This window comes from Phaeacidiphilus oryzae TH49, from assembly GCF_000744815.1.
In the GTDB taxonomy this organism is placed as follows: Bacteria; Actinomycetota; Actinomycetes; order Streptomycetales; family Streptomycetaceae; genus Phaeacidiphilus; species Phaeacidiphilus oryzae.
Genome location: NZ_JQMQ01000005.1, coordinates 4,079,183 through 4,105,582, shown reverse-complemented (window position 1 = coordinate 4,105,582; position 26,400 = coordinate 4,079,183). Strand labels below are relative to the sequence as shown.

At 72.3% G+C, this 26,400-nt stretch carries 23 protein-coding genes and 1 tRNA gene; 9 read left to right on the top strand and 15 right to left on the bottom strand.

Annotated elements, in window-relative coordinates:
- Positions 1-28 precede the first annotated feature (28 nt).
- Positions 29-682, bottom strand: a complete 654-nt coding sequence (locus BS73_RS21965) for a TetR/AcrR family transcriptional regulator (protein WP_037575028.1) — start codon at positions 680-682, stop codon at positions 29-31.
- A gap of 187 nt (positions 683-869) precedes the next feature.
- Between BS73_RS21965 and BS73_RS21960 the strand changes: the two genes are divergently transcribed.
- Positions 870-1,901: a medium chain dehydrogenase/reductase family protein gene (locus BS73_RS21960; RefSeq protein ID WP_037580600.1), complete on the top strand. Its 1,032-nt coding sequence runs from the start codon at positions 870-872 to the stop codon at positions 1,899-1,901.
- A 324-nt stretch (positions 1,902-2,225) separates the two neighbouring features.
- On the opposite strand, the gene BS73_RS21955 is transcribed toward BS73_RS21960, so the two are convergent.
- The 3 genes from BS73_RS21955 to BS73_RS21940 all read right to left on the bottom strand — a co-directional run bounded on the left by BS73_RS21955 (position 2,226) and on the right by BS73_RS21940 (position 4,427).
- Positions 2,226-2,792, bottom strand: coding sequence for a Uma2 family endonuclease (locus BS73_RS21955; RefSeq protein ID WP_037580598.1), 567 nt, complete (start codon positions 2,790-2,792; stop codon positions 2,226-2,228).
- A gap of 523 nt (positions 2,793-3,315) precedes the next feature.
- Positions 3,316-3,388 (bottom strand) — tRNA-Arg (locus BS73_RS21945).
- Positions 3,389-3,563: 175 nt separating this feature from the next.
- Positions 3,564-4,427, bottom strand: a complete 864-nt coding sequence (locus BS73_RS21940) for a helix-turn-helix domain-containing protein (protein ID WP_037575022.1) — start codon at positions 4,425-4,427, stop codon at positions 3,564-3,566.
- A gap of 146 nt (positions 4,428-4,573) precedes the next feature.
- Between BS73_RS21940 and BS73_RS21935 the strand changes: the two genes are divergently transcribed.
- On the top strand, positions 4,574-5,455 hold the full coding sequence (locus BS73_RS21935) for an SDR family oxidoreductase (protein ID WP_051940256.1): 882 nt from the start codon (positions 4,574-4,576) through the stop codon (positions 5,453-5,455).
- 83 nt (positions 5,456-5,538) lie between these two features.
- Here the strand turns inward: BS73_RS21935 and BS73_RS34925 are convergent, their stop codons facing one another.
- From BS73_RS34925 to BS73_RS21895, 8 genes are all read right to left on the bottom strand, one after another.
- Positions 5,539-6,111: a hypothetical protein gene (locus BS73_RS34925; RefSeq protein WP_051940254.1), complete on the bottom strand. Its 573-nt coding sequence runs from the start codon at positions 6,109-6,111 to the stop codon at positions 5,539-5,541.
- On the bottom strand, positions 6,108-6,854 hold the full coding sequence (locus BS73_RS21925) for a hypothetical protein (RefSeq protein ID WP_051940252.1): 747 nt from the start codon (positions 6,852-6,854) through the stop codon (positions 6,108-6,110). Before BS73_RS21925 ends, BS73_RS34925 begins: the two co-directional genes overlap by 4 nt.
- A gap of 193 nt (positions 6,855-7,047) precedes the next feature.
- A complete protein-coding gene (locus BS73_RS21920) occupies positions 7,048-7,932 on the bottom strand; it encodes a class I SAM-dependent methyltransferase (protein WP_037575020.1) in 885 nt (294 codons plus the stop codon).
- Positions 7,933-8,371: 439 nt separating this feature from the next.
- Positions 8,372-8,725, bottom strand: a complete 354-nt coding sequence (locus BS73_RS21915) for a VOC family protein (protein WP_037575018.1) — start codon at positions 8,723-8,725, stop codon at positions 8,372-8,374.
- Between the two features lies 1 nt (position 8,726).
- A complete protein-coding gene (locus BS73_RS21910; protein WP_037575015.1) occupies positions 8,727-8,900 on the bottom strand; it encodes a ribbon-helix-helix domain-containing protein in 174 nt (57 codons plus the stop codon).
- A 77-nt stretch (positions 8,901-8,977) separates the two neighbouring features.
- A complete protein-coding gene (locus BS73_RS21905) occupies positions 8,978-9,577 on the bottom strand; it encodes a histidine phosphatase family protein (protein WP_037580594.1) in 600 nt (199 codons plus the stop codon).
- Positions 9,578-9,834: 257 nt separating this feature from the next.
- Positions 9,835-11,076, bottom strand: a complete 1,242-nt coding sequence (locus tag BS73_RS21900; protein ID WP_037580593.1) for a D-alanyl-D-alanine carboxypeptidase family protein — start codon at positions 11,074-11,076, stop codon at positions 9,835-9,837.
- The gene (locus BS73_RS21895) at positions 11,073-12,602 is read right to left on the bottom strand and encodes a hypothetical protein (RefSeq protein WP_152617684.1); all 1,530 of its coding nucleotides are present in this window, start codon (positions 12,600-12,602) and stop codon (positions 11,073-11,075) included. Before BS73_RS21895 ends, BS73_RS21900 begins: the two co-directional genes overlap by 4 nt.
- 366 nt (positions 12,603-12,968) lie before the next feature.
- On the opposite strand from BS73_RS21895, the gene BS73_RS21890 reads away from it, so the two are divergent.
- The 3 genes from BS73_RS21890 to BS73_RS21880 all read left to right on the top strand — a co-directional run bounded on the left by BS73_RS21890 (position 12,969) and on the right by BS73_RS21880 (position 15,171).
- A complete protein-coding gene (locus BS73_RS21890) occupies positions 12,969-13,694 on the top strand; it encodes a GOLPH3/VPS74 family protein (protein WP_037575011.1) in 726 nt (241 codons plus the stop codon).
- A gap of 413 nt (positions 13,695-14,107) precedes the next feature.
- The gene (locus tag BS73_RS21885; RefSeq protein ID WP_037575009.1) at positions 14,108-14,965 is read left to right on the top strand and encodes a helix-turn-helix domain-containing protein; all 858 of its coding nucleotides are present in this window, start codon (positions 14,108-14,110) and stop codon (positions 14,963-14,965) included.
- Positions 14,962-15,171: a DUF397 domain-containing protein gene (locus tag BS73_RS21880; protein WP_037575007.1), complete on the top strand. Its 210-nt coding sequence runs from the start codon at positions 14,962-14,964 to the stop codon at positions 15,169-15,171. The genes BS73_RS21885 and BS73_RS21880 overlap by 4 nt, the downstream gene beginning before the upstream one ends.
- 125 nt (positions 15,172-15,296) lie before the next feature.
- Here BS73_RS21880 and BS73_RS21875 read toward each other — a convergent pair whose 3' ends face one another.
- Positions 15,297-16,232 carry a hypothetical protein gene (locus BS73_RS21875; protein ID WP_235215489.1) on the bottom strand — a complete coding sequence of 312 codons (936 nt, stop codon included), beginning with the start codon at positions 16,230-16,232 and terminating at the stop codon, positions 15,297-15,299.
- A gap of 74 nt (positions 16,233-16,306) precedes the next feature.
- On the opposite strand from BS73_RS21875, the gene BS73_RS21870 reads away from it, so the two are divergent.
- From BS73_RS21870 to BS73_RS21860, 3 genes are all read left to right on the top strand, one after another.
- Positions 16,307-17,122 carry an SDR family oxidoreductase gene (locus tag BS73_RS21870; RefSeq protein WP_407675143.1) on the top strand — a complete coding sequence of 272 codons (816 nt, stop codon included), beginning with the start codon at positions 16,307-16,309 and terminating at the stop codon, positions 17,120-17,122.
- 323 nt (positions 17,123-17,445) lie between these two features.
- Positions 17,446-18,849, top strand: coding sequence for a sugar porter family MFS transporter (locus BS73_RS21865; protein ID WP_084704259.1), 1,404 nt, complete (start codon positions 17,446-17,448; stop codon positions 18,847-18,849).
- A 197-nt stretch (positions 18,850-19,046) separates the two neighbouring features.
- The gene (locus BS73_RS21860; RefSeq protein ID WP_084704258.1) at positions 19,047-20,474 is read left to right on the top strand and encodes a sugar porter family MFS transporter; all 1,428 of its coding nucleotides are present in this window, start codon (positions 19,047-19,049) and stop codon (positions 20,472-20,474) included.
- 203 nt (positions 20,475-20,677) lie between these two features.
- Here BS73_RS21860 and BS73_RS21855 read toward each other — a convergent pair whose 3' ends face one another.
- Together BS73_RS21855 and BS73_RS21850 are read right to left on the bottom strand one after the other, a co-directional pair.
- Complete coding sequence (locus tag BS73_RS21855) at positions 20,678-21,781, bottom strand: ADP-ribosylglycohydrolase family protein (protein WP_037575003.1); 1,104 nt, start codon at positions 21,779-21,781, stop codon at positions 20,678-20,680.
- Positions 21,782-21,851: 70 nt separating this feature from the next.
- Positions 21,852-24,428, bottom strand: a complete 2,577-nt coding sequence (locus tag BS73_RS21850; RefSeq protein WP_037575001.1) for a bifunctional FO biosynthesis protein CofGH — start codon at positions 24,426-24,428, stop codon at positions 21,852-21,854.
- 350 nt (positions 24,429-24,778) lie between these two features.
- Here BS73_RS21850 and BS73_RS21845 point away from each other — a divergent pair, with 350 nt between their 5' ends.
- Positions 24,779-25,984: a LolA family protein gene (locus BS73_RS21845; RefSeq protein ID WP_084704256.1), complete on the top strand. Its 1,206-nt coding sequence runs from the start codon at positions 24,779-24,781 to the stop codon at positions 25,982-25,984.
- Positions 25,985-26,400 lie beyond the last annotated feature (416 nt).

Here is a 26,400-nt window from a genome sequence, read left to right as displayed (position 1 = left end):
CGGCGTCCGAGAACCGCAGGCGCGCCGCCTATCGGGTCAGCTGGCGCAACTCGCCGGCGTACAGCTCGGCCGGATCGAGTCCCATGCCGGCGAAGTGGCCTGCCAACTCCAGTGAGAGCACGCCGTGCAGGCGGGTCCAGAAGAGCAGCGCACGGCGCAGGGCGGCCGGGGGCGCCGGGTGGGCGGCCGCCCAGCCGCGGTGCTCGGCGAAGTGGGCCTCCAGGCGGGAGTCGCCCGGGGCTTCGGTGGCGGCTTCACCGGACTGGGCGGCGTCGAGGAGGGCGTCCATGATCTCCGCGGCGATCACGGTGATGTCCTCCGGCGCGTGGTAGCCGGGGACGGGCGTGCCGTAGATGAGGAAGTAGCGCTGGGGGTCGTCCAGCGCCCAGGCGCGCAGGGCGCGACCCAGTCCGCCCAGGTCCGCGCCGGAGTCGGCGGCGGCGCGGATGGTGTCGGCGAGGCTGCGGTAGGCGTCCCGGATCAGCTCGGTGATCAGCTCGTCCCGGCAGGAGAAGTACCGGTAGAGCGCGGGGCCGCTCATGCCCAGCTGTTTGGCGATGGCATTCAGGGACACCCCCGGCGCCCCGGCGGCGGCGATCTGCGCCCAGGCCTGCTCCTTGATCTCGGCACGCAGCTGGGCGCGATAGCGCTCCCGCGGCGTCTCCTTGCCCGCGACAGCCATGCGCTCACCCCTTCCTTGCGTTCGTGCTTCCTTGCTTCTCGGCTTCTGGCCATGTCCGCCTCCGCCGGACGCTCTTGGTTAGACCCTATAACGAACGCACTTGCCTGTCACCTCGCTGCGAGTTATAACTTCTAACGAACATGTCAGGCGCTAACGCCGTCTGCCAGTGGAGTCGATGGAGGTCGCCATGAACGCCGCAGAGATGATCGAGGTAGTGCTGCCGGGCGAGGTCGAGCCGGAGGAACTGCAGGTGCGGCGGGGTGCCGTCCCCACTGCCGGGCCGGGGCAGGTCGTCGTCCGCATGGAGGCGACCGGTGTCTCCTTCGCGGAGCAGCAGATGCGCCGCGGCCGCTACTACGACCAGCCGCCCTTCCCCTTCGTCCCCGGCTACGACATGGTCGGCACCGTGGTGGCGGCCGGGGACGGAGCCGGCGCCGGTCTGGTCGGGACCCGGGTGGCCGCGCTGCTGAAGGTGGGCGGCTGGGCCAGCCACATCGTCCTGGACGCCGACGACGCGGTGCCGGTCCCGGACGGGATCGGCCCGGCCGAGGCGGAGACCGTGGTGATCAACGGCATCACGGCCTGGCAGATGCTCCATCGCAAGGCCCGCGTCCGCGCCGGGCAGACCGTCCTGGTGCACGGCGCCAACGGGGGAGTCGGCACGGTCCTGGTCCAACTCGCCCAAGCCGCCGGGGCCCACGTGATCGGCACCGCCTCCACGCGCCATCACGCGGAGCTGCGGGAGCGGGGGGTGAGCCCGATCGTCTACCGCACCGAGGACATCCCCGCCCGCGTTCGCGAGCTCGCCCCGCGCGGGGTGGACGCCGTCTTCGACCACGTCGGCGGCCGAGGCATCGTCGACTCCTGGCGGCTGCTCGCGCCCGGCGGCACCCTCGTCTCCTACGGCAGTGCGTCCACCCTCGACCAGGAGGGCTCCAAGCAGTGGCCCGTCCTCAAGCTCCTCGGCCGCGTATGGCTGTGGAACGCCCTGCCCAACCGCCGCCGGGCCTACTTCTTCAACGTCTGGGCCGGCCGAGCCCTGCGCCGCGGCCGCTTCCAGTCCAGGCTGCGAGCCGACCTCACCGAGGTCTTCCGAGCGCTCCAACGCGGCGAGATCACCGCCCGGATAGCCGCCTCACTCCCCCTCACCCAGGCCGCCGAGGCAATGCGCCTGGCCGAATCCGGCACCACCACCGGAAAGGTCGTCCTCCACGCCTGAACCGCCACCCCCCACACAGGCCGACACCCCTCCGCCCCCAGAAACGATCAAGGCCCAGGCCTTCGGGACTCCCCCGTTGACCCGGGCCTTCGTCGTACGCGCCGGTCGCCCGGCGGTTGGTGCCCCCGGCAGGATTCAAACCTACGACACCCGCTTCAGAAGTGGGGCCGAGTCCTTGCCGGGTGGTGCCCGGCACTGCCGTGCGGTGCTGTTTCCCCTGGTCGGAGCGGCACGGTAAACCACTTGATCCGGCTCATGCCGCCCTGTGTCGGACCGTCCGCGCACCCATCGCTGACGCGCTGCCGGCTGATGGTCAGCGCCTGGTCAGACCTGCCCGAGGTCGATCCGCACCGGGAACGGGGCCGCCGACTTGATGACGCCGGTGAACACGTCTCCGTCCCGATAGATCTTCGTCGCGGGGTCGAGAACGTAGGTGTACACGAGAGGAACGCCCGTCGCGGCCTGCTCGATCCGCCAGTAGAAGCCGATGCCGGCCTTGGCGTACTGGTCGACCTTCACGATTCGGTCGGTGGTCTCCGAACCCGGCGACACCACCTCCGCGACCAGCAGCACGTGCTCGGGGCGAGTGGGGGTGATGTCGATCGTGTCTGCGCGGTACACGACGACATCCGGGCGCCGATTGGTGAGCGGGACGTCCTGGAGCCGGACGTCGAAGTCCGTGTCGGCGTTCCACTCCGGGCCCGCGGCGGCATCCAGGGCGTTCGCCAGAATCCGGGCCAGCCGGTTGTGCCGCTTGGACGCGGTCGGACTCACGACGACCATCCCGTCCACGATCTCGATGCCGGCGCACTGCTCATCGGACCAGGACTCGTACTCCTCCGCCGTGATCTGCTCATGCATCCACGCCGGGGCAACCATCTCGGCCGAGATGAAGCACCTCCTGGACGCTGTGCCGCGGACCGATCCCACTGGGCTCAGCGTACTGTCGGCCATCTGTCCGGCACGCCGCTCACGCCTACGCCCATCGCGCCCTTGCCGAGGCAACTCAACGGGTGTTCACCTACAGTGACCACACCCGATCCGGCGGACGCGTCCCCCGGGCTTCTGGGCGCACCCACGCCCCACGACGATACAGGGGAGAGCGAGCCAATTTCGTAACTCTGCGTTACTCAATGCTGTGGAGTTCCTGGCCTTCGGTCGTCGCTTGGTCGAGTACCTGCTTGCGGTGGCAGATCTCCCGGACCAGCGTTTGCAGCCCGCTGCCGGGGCGTAGGAAGACCCGGCTGTGAGCGGCGAGGATACGCAGCGCGAAGCGATCAGCCACATGGACCGGCTGCTGAGGCACCGCCCGGCCGGCGGTGCCCGCCCTCGTTGCTGTCAATGCCGGATGTCATCCGGCACGCGAAAGCCCCGGGCCGATCATGGCCCGGGGCTTTTCCCTGGTCAGACAGAGTGCCCCCGGCAGGATTCGAACCTGCGACACCCGCTTTAGGAGAGCGGTGCTCTATCCCCTGAGCTACGGAGGCGCGGGGAGGTATGGGAGAAGTCGGGGGAAATCCCACCGGAGTGGGCGACCCGGACAGCGATCCCAAACACCCGCGTGCACCCACCTGGTGGGTGCACGCGGGTCAGTCTAGCGGGTAGCCGCCGGGGCGTGGGCCTTCGGCGATCGGGCGGGGTGGTGTCCGGCCTGCCGGCGGGTCATCGGGGTCCCGTGCGCTGCCCGTCGGCCGTCAGGGAGGCGAGCAGCGCCAGGCGCTCCGCGGAGTCCGTGCCCGGGTCCGCGTGGTAGACGACCAGCAGCAGTCCGTCGGCGCCGACCACGGCGTACTTCTCCCGCCGCAGGTCGAGGTCGCCGACCTGGGGGTGGTGGATCACGCCGGTGTCGCTGCCGCCACGGCGTACGTCGTGGCGCGCCCACAGTCGCCGGAAGCGCTCGCTCTTCAGCGAGAGCTCGCCGACCAGCGCCTGGAAGCGCGCGTCGTCGGTCTCGGTGCCGACCTCGGCGCGCAGCTGGGCGACGACGCCGGCGGTGTTCTGCTCCCAGTCGGGGTGATAAACGGCCGCCTGCGGGTCGGTGAACAGGGCGATCAGGCGGTTCGTGCCGGGCGCCATCAGCGGCGAGAGCGCCACCGCCAGGGGGTTGGCGGCCAGCACGTCGCGGTACCGGTTGACGACGAAGGCGGGGACGTTGAGCGTGTCCAGCAGCGTCAGCGTGCCCGCCGGCACCCGCTCGGCGGGACGGGTCGCACGCCGTCGGGTGCGCGGCCGGCCCAGTTCCATGAGGTAGCCGGTGGACTCGGCGTCGAGCTGGAGGACGCCGGCCAGGGCCTCCAGCACCTGGACCGAGGGGTTCCGATCGCGGCCCTGCTCCAGCCGCAGGTAGTACTGGGCGCTGACGCCGGCCAGCATGGCCACCTCCTCGCGCCGCAGGCCGGGCACCCGCCGCAGCCCGCGGACGGGGATCCCGGCGTCCTCCGGGCGGACGAGCTCCCGCCTGGCGCGGAGGAACGCACCGAGGGCGTTGCCGCCGTCACCTGCCGCTTCCGCCGCTCTCGCTGCCATACGTCCACGGTAGGCGCTGTCCGGCCCGGGCGGCCTCCGCGTGACTGTCCCTGTCACTGGCAGTGACACCAGGGACCTCCCGCACCTCCCGCGATCGGCCGACCCTGGAGTCGACCAGCTGAGATCCGAGAGAGGAACGAGCCCGCATGTCGCAGTCCACCTGGTTCATCACCGGAGTCAACAGCGGCCTCGGCCGCGCGCTGACCGAGCGGCTGCTCGCCGACGGCCACCGCGTGGCCGGCACCGTCCGGCGCCCCGGCTCCGTCGACGACCTCGCCGCGCGGTACGGCGACCGGCTGTGGGTCGCCCGGCTCGACGTCACCGACACCGCGAGGGTGCGCGAGGTCGTCGACTCCGCCTTCGCCGACCTGGGCCGCATCGACGTGGTCGTCAACAACGCCGGCTACGGCCTGTTCGGCGCGGCCGAGGAGCTCACCGACGAGCAGATCGACCACGTCCTCGCCACCAACCTGACCGGATCGATCCAGGTCGCTCGCGCCGCCCTCCCCCACCTCCGGGCCCAGGGCGGCGGACGGATCGTCCAGCTCTCCACCTACGGCGGCCAGGCCACCCACCCCGGCGCCTCGCTGTACCACGCCGGCAAGTGGGGCATCGAGGGGTTCATGGAGTCGCTGGCCAAGGAGGTCGCCCCGTTCGGCATCGAGGTCACCCTCGTCGAACCCGGCGGCGCCCGAACCGAGTTCCGCTTCGGCAGCCTCCGGTCGGCCACTCCGATGCCGGCCTACGACGGCACCCCGGCCGCGATGACCCGTGGGGCGGGCGACCGCAGCCGGCCGTCGATCGGCGACCCGGCCAAGATGGCCGCCCGCATCATCGAGAGCGCCGCGCAGACCCCGGCGCCACTGCGGCTCGTCCTCGGCAGCGACGCCCACCGGTTCATCACCGCCGCCCTGCGCGAGCGCCTCGCCGAGATCGCGCCGCAGGCCGAGTCCGCAGGCTCGACCGACTGGATCGACGAGACAGGTGGGAGCGATGGGGCTGATGGGCCGACTGTGCGCGGCCGTTGATCAGCCCCGGCTGACGGCCGACTCCCCTCCTCCTTGCGGCGGGGGCCGCCACAGGGAGGAGGGGAGCGGGGTGGTCAGGCGGGTCAGGCGGACGGAGTGAGGAGCCGGCGCATCAGGCGGCCGGCCTCGGCCAGGGCCAGGCGCTGGTCCTCGGTGTTCGGCGCGCCGCCGTTGTCCGACGAGCGCGCGGCCGCGGTCAGCGCGTCCCGCCGCTCCTGGAGCTGGCGCTCGACCAACTCCTTGACGGAGGTGAGGAGTTCCTCGGCGCGGACGACGGACGCGCGCGGGTCGTCGACGAACTCGGCGAGGATCCGCTGCCACTGCTCACGGACCTCGGCATCGTCGGCGGGGCCGTCGAGTCGATGCGGGGCGGCGGCGGTGCCGACGTTGGCAGGGGCGGTCGTGGCGGTCGTTGCGCCCGCAGTGGCGGGGTCGGCGCCTCGGGCGCCATCGGTGGCAGCGGTGGCGGCGGGTGCGTCCGCAGCGGGCGCGTCGGCGGCGCGGCCGGACGCTGTCGCGGGTGCCTCCTCCGGGACCGCTTTCGCTGCTGCGGCCTCCTCCTCGGTCTCGGTCCGCTCCGAGGACGAGCGCTGCGGGATCAGCTTGTCGGGAAAGCGCCTGCGCAGGGCCGGATCAGGCTGCTGCTGCTCCGTCATGACCGGCCTCCTTCCGCATCGGGGTCGACGTTGCGGGCGTGAGTGGGTGTGTCGGCGTGGACGTCGGCCTGGCCGTGGGCGGCACCGTCGCTCTCGCCACCCCGGCCGGCGAGCGCGCCGACCAGGCGGCGGCGCACGGGGGCGTGCTGCTGGCGCTCGCTGTCGCCATCAGCGCCAAGCACGGTCTCGAAGAGGCGCCGGGTGTCCAGCAGTGTCTCGCGGGCCTGCTCGGTGTCGGTCGTACCGGTGGTATCGGTCGTACCGGTGGTGTCGGCCGCGGGCGCTGTGCCGTCCAGGCCGTGGCCGGCGCGGTACCGCTCCGCCAGGCCGGGGTCGTGGGCCGCGGCCAGCGCCGTGGCCGTCCGCTCCGTCCCGTCCTCCAGCGGGAAGCCTCGCTCGCGCAGGGCGTCGTCGAGCAGGTGCTCGGCCCGGGTGAGAGCGGCGCGGGGCTCGTCCACGAACTCCGCCTGCGCCTCGGCCCATTGGGTCCGGAACCACTCGGCGCGCTCGGCGGGGATCGGCGGACGCCGCCGGCTGCCGTACCGGTGGAGCAGCTCGTCGAGTTCGCGCTCGCCGGCACCGGCGTCTCCGCCGTGCCGGGCCACCGCCCGGTCGTACTCGGGTCCGAAGCGCCGCTGCAGCCTTCGGCGGCGGGCCTGCGGGCCGCGTGAGAACGCGACAGCCGCGATGGCCAGGACGACGAGCACCGCCAGAACGATGCCGATGATCAAACCGGTGGTCATGATCCGCCTCCCGCGGGTCAAGGAATGCCACAGCGAGGCGACTTGCCGGTCTCCGCGGTGGCAAACCGGGCGGCGTCGGCGCGTACGCCGGCGGGCGTAGGCATTCCGCCACCGCGGAGACGCCAGTGCCGGGAGGGGCGGGAGGCGGGGAGGCGGGAAGGGGGTGGAAGAGGATCTGAGGGGCAGGCGGGGCTCAGGTGGTGGCGACGAGGAAGTCCTCGCCGGTGGACGGGCGGAGGCCGTCGGCGCGATCGGCGAACCAGCGGGCGGCGAGGTCTCCACCGGAGACGTGCCGGGCCGCCACGAAGCCGGCGGAGCGGGCGGCGCTCAGCATCTCCTCGGGGGTGTAGAAGCTGACGAACGGCGTGCCCGAGCGGCGCGCGCCGCGCTCGGCGAACTCCCGGCCGGGGCGGTCGGCCGGGTCAAGGAGGTCGATGGTCAGCTGGAAGGTGACGGCGGCTGTGGAACCGGGGGCCAGTCCGGTCGCCAACCGGTGGAGGGTGGCCGCGTTGGCGGCCTTGCTGAGGTACATGGTCACGCCGGTGGAGGCGACCACGGCCGGGCGGGCGGGGTCGAAGCCGGACGCGAGCAGGCGGTCCCACCAGGAGTCGGCGTCGGCCTCGAAGTCGACCGGAACCAGGTGCAGCCGCTCCGGCACGCCGAGCCCGAGCTCCTCCAGCCGGGCCCGCTTCCAGGCCTGCGGGGCGGGCTGGTCGATCTCGAACACGTCCATGCGGGCGGCGAGTTCGGGGTTCCGCTGGGCGAAGGTGTCCAGCCCGGCGCCGAGCAGGATGTACTGGTCGACGCCGGCGGTTTCGGCCTGCTCGGTGACCAGTTCCTCGATGAAGCGGGCGCGGGCGACGACATGGGCGCGGAAGCCGGCGGTGCCGGCCGGGTCCATGTCGGGGCGCTCGCGCCAGCCGGGCGCGGGGTCGGCGATGCGCAGGCCGAGCTCGTCCTCGAGGACATGCGGTTCGGCGTCCTCGGTGAGGTGGAGGGCACGCCAGAGGGCGACCCGCACGGCGGTGTGGTCGGGGGCGGGAACGACCTCGGCAGAGGCGGCGTCGTGGACGGGCATGGGGCGGACCTCCGTGGGCGGTGGGCGGTGGGCGCGTGGGGGTGGGTGGGTGCGCGTGGGCGCGTGGCCGCGTGGGCAGTGCGCGGCAGGGGGGTCAGGGCGCGCTGAACGGGACGGGCAGGCAGGCAAGCGATCGGGCGGGCGGAGGCGAAGCCGCGGGGCCGGCTCAGGCCCGGCCTCGCGCTCACGCCGCTGGCGGAGCCGAACGGGGCAGGGCGGGCCGGGAACGCGCTGGGGGCGCGCCCGAGGCGCCTCTGCGCCCCGCCGCGGGACCCCGGCGGAAGCTAGGGCGCGTGGCGGCTCAGGCCCGTCCACAAGCCCGCCGGGCGGATCGGGAACAGGGGGCGCTCTCAGCGCCCCCGCGCCCCCTTTGCCGGGCCCCCGGCGGAGTCCCCGGCCCAGGGCGGCCCAGGGCGGCTCAGGCCCGCGCAAGGCCGGCTCAGGCCGGTTTGCGGGCCTGGACCGTCCACAGGCGGCCGTCGGGGTCGCGGACGACGGCTTCGCGGGTGCCGTAGTGAGTGTCCTCGAAGGGGGTGACCAGTTCGACGTCCGGGCCGGGCCGGAAGCTCGCCTCGTCCTCGGTGGTGAGCACCAGGCGGACGCCGGGCTCGCGGTCCTCGGGGATCTCGGCGACGAAGACGTACGGCCCGGACTCGCCGTTGCGCAGCTGGCCCGAGTTGTGTCCGGTGTCGAACTCCAGCTCGTAGCCGAGGGACTGGAAGAAGCGGGCCGCGCGGCCCCAGTTGTGGGTCTCGAAGAAGACCGCCTCGATTCCGTCGGTGGGCTTGCTCATCTCAGGACTCCTCTGCGAGGTAGCTGCGCAGCGCGTCGGCGACGATCGAGGAGAGCGACCTGCCCTCCTCGACGGCGTGGTGTTTGACCTGCTTGATCAGGTCGACCGGCAGATAGACGTTGAACTGCTTGACCTCGTCCTTCGCCTTGGACGCTGTGGGTTTCTCGTCGGCCACGAAGCCGATGCTAGCATCCTAGTTCGCTAGCGACGACGGGATGTCAGAGCAGGACGGGACAGCCGGCCCCGCCCCCGTCACCAGGGTTCGAGGTGGGCGGTGTCGTTCCAGAGGGTGAGCGCCGGGTCGCCGTACTCGTGGCCGAGGACGGAGAGGGCCGACGGGTAGAGGCTGAGGCCCATTCCGCGCAGGGGGTCCAGATGGCGCCAGCGGGCGGCCAGGGTGCGGAGGAAGTGGCCGTGGGCGAAGACCAGGCAGTCGCCGTCGACCTCCTTGGCCCAGGCGATCACCTCGTCGCAGCGGTTGGCCACCTGGAAGGAGGTCTCGCCGTTCGGCACGCCGTCCCGCCAGAGCACCCAGCCTGGACGGGACTCGCGGATCTCCGGGGAGGTGATCCCCTCGTAGTCGCCGTAGTCCCACTCCACCAGGCGGTCCCAGGTCTCGGCGCGATCGCCGAAGCCGGCCAGCTCGCAGGTCTCGCGGGCGCGGCCGAGCGGGCTGGTGCGGACCCGGGCGCCGGGGAAGCCGTTCCACGGCTCGCGGTGGAGGCGCTCGCCGAGGAGGCGGGCGGCGCGGCGGCCGCTCTCGTTGAGCGGGACGTCGGTGCGGCCGGTGTGCCGGCCGGCGGCGGACCATTCGGTCTCACCGTGGCGGACGGCGATGATGCGGGGGGTCAGGGGGCCACCTCCTCGGAGCGGTGGACGCGCGCGGGGGCGAGACGAGGGCGTGTGCGAGCGCGAGCGGCCTGCGGGCGAAGTCGTCACCACCCTGCCGGGCCCCCGTGCGGCACGCATCCCGAATCGGCCTTTCGCGCGCGGCGGCGGGGACGCGGAGGACGCGGCCGCGCCGCGCGGGAGGACGCGGGGCACGCCCGCGCCCCGGGGCGCGCGAGGCACCCCGGGACGCGGGTCGAGCCGAGCCGAGTCGCGCAGGCTCAGATGTGGGCCCAGCGGGCGCCCAGGGAGGGCTGCTTGAGGTCGGACTGGAGGGCCACCGGGATCTTCGTCTCGCCGGTGCCGGAACCGATCGTCAGGTAGCCGACCTGGTCGCCGGCCTTCGCCGTGTGCGGGACCTTGCCGTCGGCGGCGCTCGGCGTCATGCCGAGCTGGACGGAGAGGCCGCCCCAGCCGGTGACCGTCGAGTCCTTGGTGGCGACGAGCGGCGTGTGGCCGCCCATGCCGTCGTCCACGTAGCCGACGACCTCGCCCTTCTTCACCAGGTCGTGCGACTCCAGCGACTTCTCGGTCGCCACCACCAGGTCCTTGGAGGCGTTGAGCGCGTTGGTGAGGATCGAGGCCGAGGAGGTCGCCGGCTGGCCGAGGGTCACGCCGAGGACGGTCCGGGTCTGGCCGCCGATCTTGTACTCGGCGGCGAACATCAGGCAGCCGAGCGCGGCCGAGGACGAGCCGGTCTTCATACCGACGATGCCGTCCTGGTAGAGCACCGCGTTGTTGTTGTACATCACGCCGTCGCCGGGCGGGGTGAACGAGCCGGTGCCGACGATCTCCCGGAAGACCGCGTTCTGCCAGACCATGCGGGCCAGCTTCAGCTGGTCGTCGGCGGTGCTCTTGGTGGTCGGGGTGAGGCCGGACGGGTCGGTGTAGGTGGTGTCGTCCATGCCGAGCTGCTTGGCCGTGGCCTGCATCTTCTGCACGAAGGCCGGGTCCGAGCCGGCGTCCCAGCGGCCGAGGAGGCGGGCGATGTTGTTCGCCGACGGGATCAGCAGCATCTGCAGCGCCTGGTACTCGCTGATCTTCTGACGGTTCGTCACCTTGACCACCGACTCGCCCTCGGCGCTGCCGGTCGAGTAGTCGCTGGCGGCCTGGGCGTCCACGGACAGGGTCGGGCCCTTCTCGCCGGGCTTGAGCGGGTGGTCGCGGAGGATCAGGTACGCGGTCATCACCTTGGTGACGCTGGCGATCGGCACCTCGGTGCCCTTCGGGCCGCTGCGGCCCAGGCTGCCGAGGCCCTCGACCTCGACGGCGGCCTGGCCGGCGGACGGCCACGGCATGGCCGGCGCGGTGCCGCCGAAGGCGTAGCTGGAGGCGGCGGTCAGCTTCAGCGCCGGATCCGGGAGCGGGCGGACGAACTGCACGACCGTGAAGACGACCAGCAGCAGGACGACCAGGGAGCCCCAGATCTTGAGCCGTCTGGCCAGCTGGCGCAGGGGCGTCATCGGACGTCCGGAGAGCGAGGCGAGCACCTGCATGGCCTCGGAGGTGCTCTCCGGCGACGTGAACGGCGGCGCGGGCGGCTTCGGGGGCGCGGGCGGCGCGGGGGGCGACGGCTGCGGCGTCGGCAGCTTCGCCGCGGCGGCGGGCGGCGCGGCGGGCCGCGGCGGGATGCCGCCGGCGGGGCGGCGGCGCTGGCGCTGGCGCCTGCGGCGGGCTTGGCGCTGGCGGCCGGCTTGGCGGCTGCGCTCCCGGAGGCGTCTGCGTCGGCTTCGGTCTTGCCCTTGCCGCTGGGCAGCACGGTCGTCGGCGGGTCCGCCTTCGACGGGGACGGGGGCTCCGTTTTCCCCTTGCCGCTGGGCAGCACAGTCGTCGGCGGGTCCGCCTTCGACGCGGTGTCAGCGTCTGCGTCGTCCTGGCTCTTGGCCTTGCCGCCGGGCAGCACGGTCGTCGGCCGGTCCGCCTTCGGCTCGGCCGGGGTGTCCGACTCGTCCTTGCCGCCGGGCGGCGGCGTGGTCGGGCGGGCGCCCTTCGGCTCGGCCGGGGTGGCCTTCGATCCCGTTTCGGCGTCGGCCGACCCCTTCGCGCCGGACTCCCCCTTGGCGCGGGACGCCGTAGTCGGCCGGTCCCGCTCCTTCGGCGCGGCCGGGGCCTCGGCTTCGGTAGCCGCCGGGGCCTTCGCGTCGTCGGGGGCTTCGGCTTCGGCAGGCGCCGGGGCCTTCGCGTCCGACCCGCCCTTGGGTGCCCGAAACACCGCGGTCGGCCGATCCGGCTTCGCCTCGGCAGGCGCGTCCGGCTTGTCGCCGGCCTCGGTCTCGGCCTGCGCGGCAGAGCCGTCCTTGGGCGCGCGGAACACCGCCGTCGGCCGATCCCCCTTCGGCCCGGTCGCGGCGTCGGCCTGCGACTCAGCGTCGGGGGCGCGGAGTGCCCTGGTCGGTTTGTCCGCCTGGCTGCCGCCGGGCACATCCGGCTCGGCCTCGTCCTCGGCTGGAGCCTGCGTGGCCGACGTGGCCGGTGTCTTCGCGGCCGACTGGTCCTTGGGCGCGCGGAACACCGCGGTCGGCCGGTCCGTCGGCGCCTCGGCGGGGGTGTCGGGCCCCGTGAGGGCCTTCGCATCGGGCCCCGTCGGGGCCTTCGCGTCGGGAACGGGCTTCGGCGGGCGGAACGCCGTCGTCGGGCGGTCCGCCTGGGGAGCGGCCGGGGAGGGCGCGTCAGAGGGGTGCTCGGCGGCGGGCGGGCCGTCCGGCTCGTCCGGGGCCGCCGCCTCGCGCTGGTGGCCCGGCTTCGGCGCGGGCTTCGGGTCGGGTTCCGCCTCGGCGTCCCGCGGCCCGGCCGCGGGCTGCGCGCGCAGGTGGAGGGTCGGATCGGGCGCGCGTTCCGCGCCGCTCTCCGCGCTCTCCGCCGCGACCGTGACCTCCTCTGCGTCCCCGTCGGTCGTCCGGACCTTGCTCCGGGACTCGCCGCCCACGTACCCAACCTCCTCGCGCGCATGACCGGAACGCATCCATGATCGTCTACCGGAGGCGCGCATTCCGCTACCAACACCGCCGAAGCCCCGGTCCGTACGTTCCAGCTGAACGACGAACCGGGGTAAACCCCGTTGTTACCCCGCAGTTTCCCCCGAAATCCTATGAATCCCCCGATCCGGCGGAAATCTCCCCGAAGCGGCGCAAGGAACGACAGGGCTTCACGCTTTGCGCGCGATCGCACCCCGATTCGTCCGCGGAAGCCTTGCGGAGCCCTCGCGAGTCCTAGCTTCCAGCGCCCGCTGCTGAGCCAGACGTTCGAGCTCGCGGGGTGGTTCCCGAGATCACAAACAGCCATCCATCCCAAGGCACTCTCGACAGCAGGGTGTGAGAGGCGTCACTCTGTTTGCCATCCACGCGGGGAGGCTTGGATGGGCAGGAGCCGCAGAACAATTCCCGAGGAACTGTTGTTGCTCGCACTGGACCCGGCCACGGGCACCACGGCGCAGCCGCAGACCCTCGACCTCGGACTCGCCGGGGCCCAGCTCGTAGAGCTGGCCCTGGCCGGACGGATAGTTCCGAACGGTGACCGAATCGCCGTGGTCATGCCGCGACCGACCGGAGACCCGACCCTGGACCACGCGCTCGAACTGCTGCGCAGGCGCGGCAGCCCGGTACGCGCGGTGTCCTGGATCGGCGGGCCCCGCTTGGGGCTTCGCCAGACGTACCTTGCACACCTTGAGAGGTGCGGAATGGTGCGCGCGGTTCCCGGACAGGTGTGCGGAGTGCTCCCGACGACCCGGTACCAGGCGTCGGAGGAGTCCACGAACCAGGCGATCAAGGAGCGCCTGGACGCCGCGATCAGGACCGGGGTACCCCCGGACCCCCGCACGGCCGCGCTGGCTTCGCTGGCGCACGCGGTCGGGCTGGGTAAGCACTTGTACCCGGGTAACGAGGGACGGTCGTGTCGGTCACGCCTGCGTGACCTGATCCGGTACGACCCGATGGGCGGAATGGTCGCCCACGCCGTCATGGACGTGCAGAACGGCATCCCGGCCACGCAGTCGCGCGGTACGGCCGCGCGGTCGGCGAGCACGGGCCGGCGGCCCGCCGCGGTCCCGGCCGCGCGCGGGATGGCCCGGGCGGCCGTCCGGTAGCGCGCGGGACGGCGGCCGGTACCCGCCGGCCGCCGGTCATCGGCCCCGGCCGTCGCCCGTCGGCGGCCGCCGGTCGATGGCCGGTGGCCGACGGCCCGGTCGGCCGGCCGAGTGGTCGAGCGCCGTGCGGCGTCGCAGTCGCCGCACGGCGCTGAGCCATGCCCGGAGGCGGTTCGCCCCGGGGGCGCGTGAGATCGTTACGCGCGCCCAGGGCTCACGCCCGCTGAGTAAACGTCAAACCTGGGCACAGGTGCGCCTATCGGGACGAATTGGCACCGAAGATCGGCAGGTCCCGTGCGCATTACCGCTCTTCTCGGCGATGAGCTGGGTAAATCCCTCCCACACGCCCTCCGCCCGATGGCATGCTGCCTAGCGGAAGAAATACCAACCAATTTCGGCGGTCGGAGGTCGATGTGTCGTCCGCCAGCATCAACCCGACAGTTCGGCGCCGGCGACTGGGCTCCGAGCTCCGCAGGCTGCGTGAGGCCCGCGGACTCACGGCGGAGGAGGTCGCGGCCCAACTCCTGGTCTCCCAGTCCAAGATCAGCCGACTGGAGAACGGGCGGCGCTCGATCAGCCAGCGCGATGTGCGCGATCTCTGCGGCGTCTACGGGGTGACCGACGAGACGATGATCGAGGGCCTGATGGCGATGGCCCGCGAGTCGCGGCAGCGCGGCTGGTGGCACGCCTTCGGCGACCTCCCGTACAGCGTCTACATCGGACTCGAGGACGAGGCCGCCTCGATCCGGACCTATGAGTCGCTGCTCATCCCGGGGCTGCTGCAGACCCGGGACTACGCCCGCGCCGCCATCGCCGGCATCCAGCCGGACCGGGACGCGGAGGCCGTCGAGCGGCGGGCCGAGGTGCGGATGCGCCGCCAGGAGCGCGTCACCGGGGACAACCCCGTGGAGTTCTGGGCGGTCATCGACGAGGCGGCGCTCCGCCGGATCGTCGGCAGCCCCGAGGTGATGCGCCAGCAGCTCGAACAGCTCGCCGCCTTCTGCGAGTTGCCACATGTGAATCTTCAGGTGATCGGCTTCAGCGCCGGTGCCCACCCGGGCATGTCGGGCGCATTCTCCATCCTCGAGTTCCCCGAGTCAGCAGATACTGCGGTGGTTTACCTCGAAGGAGTGACAAGCGATCTCTACCTGGAGAAGGAGTCGGACGTACGCCGGTATACCGGGCTTTACGAACACCTCCGGGCCACGGCGCTCAGTCCCGCCGACTCCCGAGTGGTGATAGGGAAGATTGCGAAGGAGCACGCGCAATGAACGACCAGACCGTCCCCACTCGGCTGGAGTGGCGCAAGTCCAGCCACAGCGGTGCCAACGGCAACTGCGTCGAGGTCGCCGTACCGGACTCCGCCTCGATCGCCGTGCGGGACTCGAAGGACCCCGACGGCCCGGCCCTCCGCTTCTCCGCCGAGGCCTGGAACGCGTTCGTGACCGCCGCCGGCTCGGGCGCCTTCGAGGGCTGAGGCCCTCGTACGGCGCCCGGGCCGGCAGGCCCCGTCGGGTACGAACCCCCGACGTACCGGACGGGGTCCCCGCACACCGCGATCCACCACTGCGAAAAAATCCGTATCCCGCCCCGATGGCGGCTTCAGCGCAGCTGGTCGACGTAGCGGTCGGTGCCGGGGACGGTCGGCAGGAACGGGGCGACCAGCTCGACCCGCGCACCCGGGACGGCGCCTGCGGTCTCCTCGTCCAGTCCGGTGAAGGCCGCGGACCAGCAGTCCTGGGGCGGCAGATCGAGGAACCAGAGCAGGGTCAGCCGAGTGTCGAGCCCCTCCACCTCCTTGACGTACGACATCCGGCCGGCCGGCAGCGGCATCGGGCGGAAGAGGACGCACATCGCGGCCGGGCCGCCGCGCGGCAGCCGGCGGGGCAGGCCGCGGGACATCAGCCAGTCGTAGGCGGCCGCCGACTGCTCGGCGGTGTCGGTGTCGATCACCTCGACGACCAGGCCCTGGTAGGGGTGGTCGAGGGCGTGGAAGTCGCGCGGTCCGGCGGCGCCGTCCCGGTAGGCGGTGGCCACGTGCTCCTGGAACGCGGTGAAGACATGGGTGCGGTCCTGGTAGACCCGCCCGTCGCGGTTCAGCCGCTTGTTGATCTCCACCGACCAGCGGATGTGGTCGGGGTAGCGGCCGGGCGTGAGCCAGTAGGTGGAGAGGTAGCAGCCCGCGGTGATCGGCTGGGCGATCGCCGACTTCTCGGGGTAGCGCAGCAGCTGGAGTTCGCGGGTGGCCACCCAGCGGCGCCCGGCGAACATGTGCGGCATGGCCATCGCGCCGGCGATGAAGTGGTCGTCCTCGTACCAGCGGTTGTAGGCGTGCTCATGGCCCGGATGCGGCTCGACCATGGTGATCAGCGCGCTGCCGACGGTGGTGCCGTAGGGGCCGCGGGCGGCCAGCGCGGCATGCAGGCCGGCGTCTTCGGCCCCGGCGTCGGTGGCGGCATCGGCGGCGGTGTCGCGGGGAGCGCTTCGCGGCCTCGCCTGGGACTCTTCTGGTACCTCGGTTTCCTCGCCCTCTGCCATGAGCTGACGGTACGTCAGAAACCTTGCCGTGGCCATGGCCATGCACGGCCCGCCGTCCTACCCTGGCGCGCATGCTGCCGCTTGAGGGCAAGACCGTACTGGTGACCGGGGTGGGCGCGGGCCTGGGGCGCCGGGTGGCGCTGGGCGCGGCGCGGGACGGCGCCCGCGTGGTGCTGGCCGCGCGGAGCGCGGAGGCGCTGGCGGAGATCGCCGAGGAGGCCGCGCAGGAGGCCGAGAAGGCCGCCCCCGGCGGCCGGCAGCGGGTCGCCCACCGGGCGGCCGACATCACCGACGGGGAGGACTGCGCGCGACTGGCGGCGCTCTGCGAGGAGCGCTTCGGCGGGGTGGACGCCCTGGTGCAGGTGGCCGCGCAGGACCGGGTCTTCGGCGGACTGGACGAGGCGGACCCGGAGTTCGCGGACTGGCGCGGGGTGCTCGAGGTCAACCTCTACGGGACCCTGCGGGTCACCCGGGCCTGCCTGCCCTCGATGCGGCGGCGCGGGGGCGGCTCGGTGGTGTGGATCGGCACCCAGTCCTCGGTGGCCGCGCCGAACGAGGTGCGGCAGGCCGCGTACGCCGCCTCCAAGGGGGCGCTCACCTCGGCCATGTACTCGCTGGCCCGCGAGGTCGGGCCGGACCGGATCCGGGTCAACTCGGTGCAGCCGGGCTGGATGTGGGGCCCGGCGGTGGCCGGATTCGTCCGGGGCTCGGCGGCGCGCGAGGGGGTGCCGGAGGAGACCGTGAAGGCCCGGCTGGCCAAGCGAATGGCCCTGCCGGAGCCGGCCGGCGACGACGACGTGGCGGAGGCGGCGCTCTTCTTCGCCTCCGATCGGGCGCGGGCGATCACCGGGCAGCAGCTGCTGGTGAACGCCGGCGAGTTCATGCGCTGACTCTGCGGTCGCGGGCTCTGCGGTTGCGGCACCTCCTGGGCGTGGCGGAGGACGGGATCCTTACGAAGCGTGCGCCCATCGTGGGGGCGGTCAGTTGTTTCAAGCAATCGCCAGGAGAGTCAAGGGAAAGTAAAATCGTTCCTGATACAGACTTACATTCAGTCCTGTGAACGGAAGTTGGGCAGCAAAAAGGGTCAATCCCCCGCAATTGGAGGGGTTGACCGGTGCGGCATGACCGGGTTTGATCGCCACCACTCGATCTCCGGAAGGACGGGTCCTGCGGAGCGAACAGACCCCCAACCTCCGGACACGAGGCGGAACGCATGGCGACAACACCCACCACGACGGGTTCCCCAACACCCGTCGCCACCCGCACGATCAACAAGGGCACCCTCTACTTCTTCGGCGCCCTCGGCGGCATCCTCTTCGGGTACGACCTCGGAGTGATCTCCGGCGTCCTGGTCATGCTGGTCAAGAACTGGGACATGACCGACAACGAGAAGGGGCTGATCACCGCCACCATCTCGATCGGCGCGATGCTCGGCGCCGCGCTGGCCGGGCGGCTCAACACCCGGATCGGCCGCCGCCGCACCATCATGGTGGCCGGCGTGGTCGTCATCGTCGGCACCGTGCTGGCCTGCGTCTCGGGCAACTGGGCGCTGCTGGCGGTCTTCCGCTTCGTGATCGGCGTGGGCGTCGGCTTCTCCTCGGCCACCGTGCCGACCTACCTCACCGAGCTCGCCCCGGCCCGCATCCGCGGCGCGATGGGCTCGCTCAACCAGATCTTCATCTGCACCGGCATCCTGATCGCCTTCCTGGTCGACTACTTCCTGGCCAACGCGGGCGACAACGCCTGGCGCTGGATGCTGGCCGGGGCGCTGGTCCCCGCCGTGGTGCTGCTGATCGGCCTCACCCGGCTGCCGGAGACGCCCCGCTGGCTCTTCCAGGCCGGGCGGGAGGACGAGGGCCGCGCGGTGCTGGCGGCCACCCACGGCCCCGAGGACGACATCGAGCAGGCCGCGGGGGCGATCCACGAGGTCATCCGGGCCGAGCAGATCAAGGACTCCGGGACCCTCCGCGAGCTGCTGACCGGCCGCTGGGTCCGTCCGATGCTCTTCGTCGGCATCCTCCTCGCCATCGGCCAGCAGTTCTGCGGCGTCAACACGATCAACGCGTACTTCCCGACGATGCTCACCTCGCTGGGCTTCTCCACCAACGCCGCGCTCCTCTCCGGCGTGATCCTGGGCGTCACCAAGCTGGCCTTCACCGCCTGGGTGGTCTTCGTCGTCGACCGGTGGGGGCGGAAGCCGCTGCTGCTGATCGGCTCCGCGGTGATGACGCTGACCCTCTTCGTCACCGGCCTGGTGGTGCTCGACGTCCACGGCCAGACCGCCCTGGGCTTCTCCACCCTGGTCCTTCTCACCGTCTACCTGGCCGGTTACGAGCTGGGCTGGGGCGCCATCGTCTGGCTGATGATGTCGGAGGTCTTCCCGCTCAAGCTGCGCGGGGTCGGCACCGGCCTCTGCTCGGTGGTGCTGTGGGCCTCGACCGGCCTCATCACCTACATCTTCCCGATCATGTCCGACCCGAAGAACCTCGGCCTCGGCCACTCGATGTGGATCTTCGCCGCGGTCAACCTGGTGCTGCTGGTGCTGGTCTGGAAGCTGGTCCCGGAGACCAAGGGCCGCTCGCTGGAGCAGATCGAGACCGATCTCCGCACCGCGTAAAGGAATTTGACGGTTCATCAGCCGGCCGTCGTCCACAACCGCGAACCGCGTCCGGAGTATTGACCGGGCGCGGTTCGCGCGCTTCACTCACACCAGACAAGGCTCCACCGGACAGCGGACGACGCGGATCCCAGCGAAGCGCGCTATCGACCCGACCGACCCGACCGCCCATCCGGAAGCAGAAGGGGCCGTCCGGTATGACCGAGACCAGATCCTCGTCCTCCGAGGCGTCGGCGCCGCACCCACCGCGCCGGATCAACCGCTTCACCCTCTACTTCTTCGGTGCCCTCGGCGGCATCCTGTTCGGCTACGACCTGGGGGTGATCTCAGGCGTCCTGGTACTGATCGCCAAGAGCTGGAACCTCAGCGGGTTCGAGAAGGGCGTGCTCACGGCCTCGCTCTCGGTCGGCGCGATGGTCGGCGCCGGACTCGCCACCCGGCTGAACAACGCGATCGGGCGGAAGCGCTCCATCATGGTCGCGGCCGGCATCGTCATCCTCGGCACCGTCGCCTGCTCGCTCGCGCCGAACTTCGGGACGCTGACCGCCTTCCGCTTCCTCCTCGGCATCGGCATCGGCTTCTCGTCCGCGACCGTGCCGACGTATCTGAGCGAGCTGGCGCCGATGCGGATCCGCGGGGCGATGTCCGCGCTCAACCAGATCTTCATCGTCCTCGGCATCCTGATCGCCTTCCTGGTCGACTACTGGCTGGCGCCGACCGGGAGCGGCAGCTGGCGGTGGATGTTCTTCGGCGCCATCGTGCCGGCGACCGTGCTGCTGATCGGCATGAACTTCCTTCCGGAGACCCCCCGCTGGCTGCTGAACCTGGGCCGTGAGGAGGAGGCCCGGGCGGTGCTCGCGGCCACCCACGGCAGCGGTGCCGGGGAGGTCGACCGGGAGGTCGCCGAGATCCGGGAGGTCATCCGGCTCGACCGGGAGGGGGCCCTCGGACGGGTCCGGGACCTCGCCGCGCGGTGGGTGCGGCCGATGCTGTTCGTGGCCCTGCTGCTGGCGATCGGCCAGCAGTTCAGCGGCGTCAACGCGATCAACGCCTACTTCCCGACGATGCTGGTCACCCTCGGCTTCACCACCTCGACCGCGCTGTTCTCGGCGGTCATCCTGGGGATCACCAAGTTCGTCTTCACCGCGTGGGTGGTCTTCGTCGTCGACCGGTGGGGGCGGAAGCCGCTGCTGCTGATCGGCAACGTGGTGATGGTGCTGACGCTGCTGCTCACCGGGTTCGTGGTGCAGGACGTCCACAGCAAGGGGGCGTTGGGCTCGCTCACCCTGATCCTGCTGGTGCTGTATCTGGCCGGGTACGAGCTGGGGTGGGGCGCGGTGGTGTGGGTGATGATGGCGGAGATCTTCCCGCTGAAGGTGCGGGGGGCGGGGATGGGGACCGGCGCGGTGGTGCTGTGGGCCTCGACGGGGCTGATCACCGCCGTCTTCCCGATCATGTCCGACAAGAACCATCTGGGGCTGGGGCCCAGCATGTGGGTCTTCGCGGGGATCAACGCCGTGCTGTTCTTCCTGACGCGGTGGCTGGTCCCGGAGACGAAGGGCCGCTCCCTGGAGCAGATCGAGCTGTCGCTCCGCGGGGGCGCGAGCGAGCGCGTGCCGAGCTGATTTCTCTGCCCCGGGATGGAGCCCGCAGGGCAAATCCAGGGGCGCGGGGAACTGCGCGCCCAGCCACTTACGGTCGGCAAACGGCAACGGAGTTCGGGTTGCAACACGAGTGCCGTTGCCGGGTGCGGCGCCGTAGTGGGCTGGGCGCGCAGTTCCCCGCGCCCCTGGATTTGCCCTGCGGCGCTGCGCTCGGGGCCCGGGGCTCAGACCGTAGGTGGGTAGCGCTTGGTCCAGGCGTTGGGGGGGCGGCGGGGGCCGTGGAGTTCGGGGCCGTGGGTCATCTCCATGGCGAAGTCGTCCGCGAGGACGGAGATGGTCTCGCGGCCCTCCAGCTGGGCCAGCCACTCACCGGGCAGAGCGGTCTCGCCGTGCACCGCGCCGAGGAGGTTGCCGCAGACGGAGCCGGTGGAGTCGCTGTCCCCGGAGTGGTTGACGGCCAGCAGCAGCCCGCTGCGCACGTCCTCGGCGACCAGCGCGCAGTAGACGCCGATGGACAGCGCCTCCTCGGCGATCCAGCCCTGGCCCAGCCGCTCCACCCGCTCCGCGGACGGCTCCCCGGCCCGGACCTCCTCCAGCGCGCGCTCCAGCGCCCTGGTCGTCTCCTCGTGATCCGGCCGCTCGGCCAGCATCCGCAGCGCGGTCTGCACGCCGTCCTCCAGCGTGCCGCCGCGCACCACCGTGTGGACGATCACCGCGAAGGCGGCCGCGGAGAGGTAGCCGGTCGGATGACCGTGGGTCAGCACCGCCGCCTCGATGGCGATCTGGAAGACCAGGGCCGGCTCCCACCCCGCGAGCAGCCCGAACGGCGCCGAGCGCATCACCGTCCCGCAGCCCTTGGAGCCGGGGTTCTTCGGCTTCTCCAGGGTGCCCATGACGTCGTCGGCCAGGCCGGTCAGGCACGCGTTGCCGGGCGCGCGCTGGGCGTACAACCACTCCTGGCGGGCCAGCCAGCCCTGCTCCTCGCGGCGCTCGTCCGGACCCCACTCGCGCTGGGTCTGCTCCCAGCGCCGGTACGCCCGGTGGAGGTCGGTCGGCGGGTGCCAGCCCCCGGTGTCCCGGCGGACGTGCGCCCGGATCAGGCCCTCGACGGTGAAGAGGGTCATCTGGGTGTCGTCCGTGATGGCGCCGACCCGCCCGTAGGAGCGGACGAAGTCCTCGACTCCGCGCGGCCCGTGCTTCGCGCGGATGTCGGCGAGGGCGGCGAACTCCACCCCCGCGCCCAGGGCGTCGCCGATCGCCCCGCCGAGCAGGCAACCGCGGACCCGGCTGCGGAAGTCCTGCTGCTGGGCGCGGGACCACAGCTGCATCACGGGTGGGCACCTCCGGTAGGCGTTCTGTCGCGTCCCGTGAAGGGTATCGTTCCGACGATCAGACCGGTCAGGGTGCGTCGAGCACCGGGAGCAGCTCGGGAAGGTGGCCGTCCGAGGCGCGGGCGGCCGCGACGCGCTCCTCCGGGACCGGCCCGTAGAGGGTGGTGCGCGGGGCGATCGGCCGGCCGGCCGCCTCGGCGATCGCCTCCAGGTCGCGGATGGACTTGTAGCTGCCGTAGGAGGAGCCGGCCATCCGGGAGATGGTCTCCTCCATCAGCGTTCCGCCGAGGTCGTTGGCGCCGCTGCGGAGCATCTCGGCGGCGCCGGCCTCGCCCAGCTTCACCCAGCTGGTCTGGATGTTGGGGATGTACGGGTGGAGGAGCAGCCGGGCCATCGCGGTCACCGCGCGGTTGTCCCGCATGGACGGGCCGGAGCGGGCCAGCCCGGCCAGGTACACCGGGGCGTTGGTGTGGACGAAGGGCAGGGTGACGAACTCGGTGAAGCCACCGCCCTCGGTGGATTCGAGCGAGCGCTCCTGCATCCCGGCGAGGAGGCGGAGGTGGCCGAGCCAGTGCCTGGGCTGGTCGACGTGGCCGTACATCATCGTCGAGGAGGAGCGGATGCCCAGCTCGTGGGCGGTGGAGACGACCTCGACCCAGGTGTCGGCGGGCAGCTTGCCCTTGGTGAGCACCCAGCGGACCTCGTCGTCCAGGATCTCGGCGGCCGTGCCCGGGATGGTGTCGAGGCCGGACTCCTTGGCCCGCTGCAGCCAGTCGCGGATGGAGAGGCCGGTGCGGGTGGCGCCGTTCACCACCTCCATCGGCGAGAAGGCGTGGACGTGCATCCCCGGGACCCGCTCCTTCACCGCGCGGGCGATGTCGAAGTACGCCGTGCCGGGCAGGTCCGGGTGGATGCCGCCCTGCATGCAGACCTCCACCGCGCCCACCTCCCAGGCCTGCTGGGCCCGGTCGGCGATCTGCTCCATGGAGAGGGTGTAGGCGTCGGCGTCGGTGCGGCGCTGCGCGAAGGCGCAGAAGCGGCAGCCGGTGTAGCAGACGTTGGTGAAGTTGATGTTCCGGGTGACGATGTACGTCACGGTGTCCCCGACCGCGGACTTGCGGACGTCGTCGGCGATGGAGCACAGAGCGTCCAGGGCCGGGCCGTCGGCGTGCAGCAGGGCCAGCGCCTGATCGTCCGTCAGCTTCGTCGGGTCGTCAGCGGCGACGGACAGCGCCTCGCGGAGGTCGCCGCCGATCCGCTCGGGGGCGGAGGTCCGCTGGGCGTCCTCGCGCAGCGACTCCCAGTCGCCGTAGACCTCGTCGAAGTCGTCCCGGCGGTCGGCGGTGCGGCCCTCGGTGTCGATGGTGCGGTGGAGGTCGGTGCGGCCGAAGGCCTCGGCGAGGCCGTCCTCGGGCTCCTGCCAGGGCAGGCCCCGCGGGCGGGCGCCCTCCAGGGCGAGCCCGGTCTCCGGGTCGGCCAGCGCGCTGACGTGCCGGAGCACCCGGGGGTCCAGCCAGGGCTCGCCGCGGCGGACGAACTCGGGGTAGACGGTGAGCCGTTCGCGCAGCTCGAAGCCGGACTCGGCGGTGCGCTCGGCGAGCTGCTCGATCTGCGGCCACGGGCGCTCGGGGTTGACGTGGTCGGGGGTGAGCGGGGAGACCCCGCCCCAGTCGTCGATCCCCGCGCCCACCATCAGCGCGTACTCGCCGTCGACCAGGTTCGGCGGGGCCTGGATGCGGGCGGCGGGGCCGAGGACGACGCGGGCGACGGCGATCGCCGCGGCCAGCTCCTCCAGCTCGGCGTCCGGCATCCCGCGCATCGCCGTGTCCGGCTTGGCGCGGAAGTTCTGGACGATGACCTCCTGGAGGCCGTGGTACTGCCGGGCGACCCGGCGCAGCGCGAAGAGCGAGTCCGCGCGCTCCTCGTAGGTCTCGCCGATCCCGATCAGGATCCCGGAGGTGAAGGGGACGTTGGAGCGTCCGGCGTCCTCCAGCACCCGCAGCCGGACGGCGGGGTCCTTGTCCGGGGAGCCGTGGTGGGGGCCGCCGGGCTCGGACCACAGCCGGGCGGCGGTGGTCTCCAGCATCATCCCCATGGAGGGGGCGACCGGCTTGAGCCGCTGGAAGTCGGTCCAGCCGAGCACCCCGGGGTTGAGGTGCGGCAGCAGCCCGGTCTCCTCAAGCACCCGGATGGACATCGCGCGGACGTAGGCCAGGGTGTCGTCGTAGCCGTGCGCGTCCAGCCACTCGCGGGCTTCCGGCCAGCGGTCCTCGGGCTTGTCGCCGAGCGTGAACAGGGCCTCCTTGCAGCCGAGTTCGGCGCCCTGGCGGGCGATCTCCAGCACCTCGTCCGGGGAGAGGAAGAGGCCCTCCGTCCGCGAGCCCTCCTTGCGGAGCTTCCCGGGGACGGTGACGAAGGTGCAGTAGTGGCAGCGGTCCCGGCAGAGGCGGGTCAGCGGGATGAAGACCTTGCGCGAGTAGGTGACGACACCCGGCCGGCCGGCCGCCTCCAGTCCGGCGTCGCGGATCCGGGCCGCGGTGGCGCAGAGGTCCCGGAGGTCCTCGCCGCGCGCCTGGAGCAGCACGGCGGCCTCGGCGGTGTCCACGGACACCCCGTCCCGGGCCCGGCGGAGGGCGCGTCGCATGGCGTTCTCGGTGGGCGGCGTGCTGGGCGCACTCTGCTGGTTTGCCGACATACCCGGCAGCGTACGCTGCGCCCACACGGGGTGATCAACCCCACCGCGGCCCGGGACGCCCCCTAGGGGACACCCCCTCCCGCAGGCCGGGAGGCATGCGCCCAGGGGCGTAGTCGGGAATGCTTCCACGGGGCGATGCCGGACCACGCTGACGGGGCTTCAATGGATGTACGAGGCAAGGAAGCAAGCTCACCGCGGAGGTACGGCCCACCATGTCCGTCTTCGGAACAGACACACCGTCATCCCCCGACAGCCGGCCGCCCGCGAGACGGCGTACGCCGCGCTGGCGCTCGCGCCAGGTGCTGCTGCCCGCGGGCGTCGCCGCGGTCGGCATCGTGGGGGTGGGCCTGGTGCCCGCGCTCGCCGCGTCCGCCAGCCCGTCCCTGCCGACCCTGACGCCGCAGCAGCTGGTGGCCAAGGTCATGGCGGCGAAGCAGCAGACGCTCAGCGGCACCGTGCAGAGCAGCAGCGACCTGGGCGTTCCGGCCCAGATCCTGGACCAGCTGCCCAGCTCCGCGGCCTCCGGCAGCGGCGGCGGGCTCTCCCCGCGGGCCGCGATGACCGCGCTGCTCTCCGGCACCCACACCTTCCAGGTGGCAGTGGACGGCCCGGCGCACCGGGCGAAGCTGGTCGCCCCCGACCTCCCCGGCGGGCAGGAGGTGCTGGTCCGCAACGGCTCCCAGGCCTGGGTGTACGACGGCGCGAAGAACACCGCCACCCACCTCACCGGTCTCAGCACCAAGAGCGACCCCGCCGACCGGACGGCGGCCGGCCTGGCCGGCATGACCCCCCAGCAGGCGGCCGACAAGGCGCTGCGGCAGCTGGGCCCGACGACCGACGTGTCCGTCGCCGGGGCGACCCGGGTGGCCGGGCGGAACGCGTACCAGCTGGTGCTGAAGCCCAAGGGCGCCGGCTCCACGGTCAGCGAGGTGCGGATCGCGGTGGACGCGGCCACCTTCACCCCGCTGCAGGTGCAGGCCGACTCGACGGACGGCGGGGACCCGATCGTCGACGTCCGCTTCACCACGGTCGACTTCGGCACCCCGGCGGCGGCCGCCTTCGACTACGCCCCGCCGAAGGGCGCCAAGGTGGTCACCCACGACGCCTCGGCCGGCGTGCAGCCGAACCACAAGGGCGCGCTGACCCCGGGCCAGAAGAAGGCCCTCCACCTCAAGGGCGTGCCGGGGCGCCCCGGCGCCGCCGGCTCGGGCGCGGCCGGGCTGCCCGGGCTCTCCGGGGGCTCCGAGAGGACGATCGGCTCGGGCTGGACCACGGTGGTGGAGTTCACCGCTCCGAAGGCCGCGAAGTCCGGCTCCGCCCACACGGGTTCGTCCTCGGCCCCGTCCGCGCTCGGCGGGCTGGGCTCGCTGAAGAGCCTCGGCAAGTCCGTCCCCGGTGGGACGCTCTTCTCCACCCGGGTGGTCAACGTGCTGATCGCCGACAACGGCACGGTCTACGCGGGAGCCGTCACGCCGACCGTCCTGGAGCATGACGCCGGTCACTGAACCGCCCGATTCGGACCCCGCGCTTCCGCTGGCGGCCACTGGGGGGCAGGAAGCGGCCACCGTTTCGCGGGGCCCGAATCGGCAGACTGATCGGACACGATCATGATTGCCCGTCGCACCTCCGGTGCGGCGGGCGTCATGGTTTCCGCACCTTCCGCACAAAAGGGCACGGCGTACGGCCGCCCGCATCGCGCGTATTCTGACCAGCGATGACACCACGCAGCGTGGTGGCCCCAATGCGATTGGTCGATCACGAACCACAGCGTTCCGCAGTCCCCTGGTGACTGTGGGGTAAATCCCCAGGAGCCTCCGCTCCCCCAAGGCCGCGTATTTCCAATGAACTTGACGCACCACGGTCCCGACCTGTCAGATAAAGCCAATCCGGCACCGCTGACCCACGGGGGAGTCGTCTCACC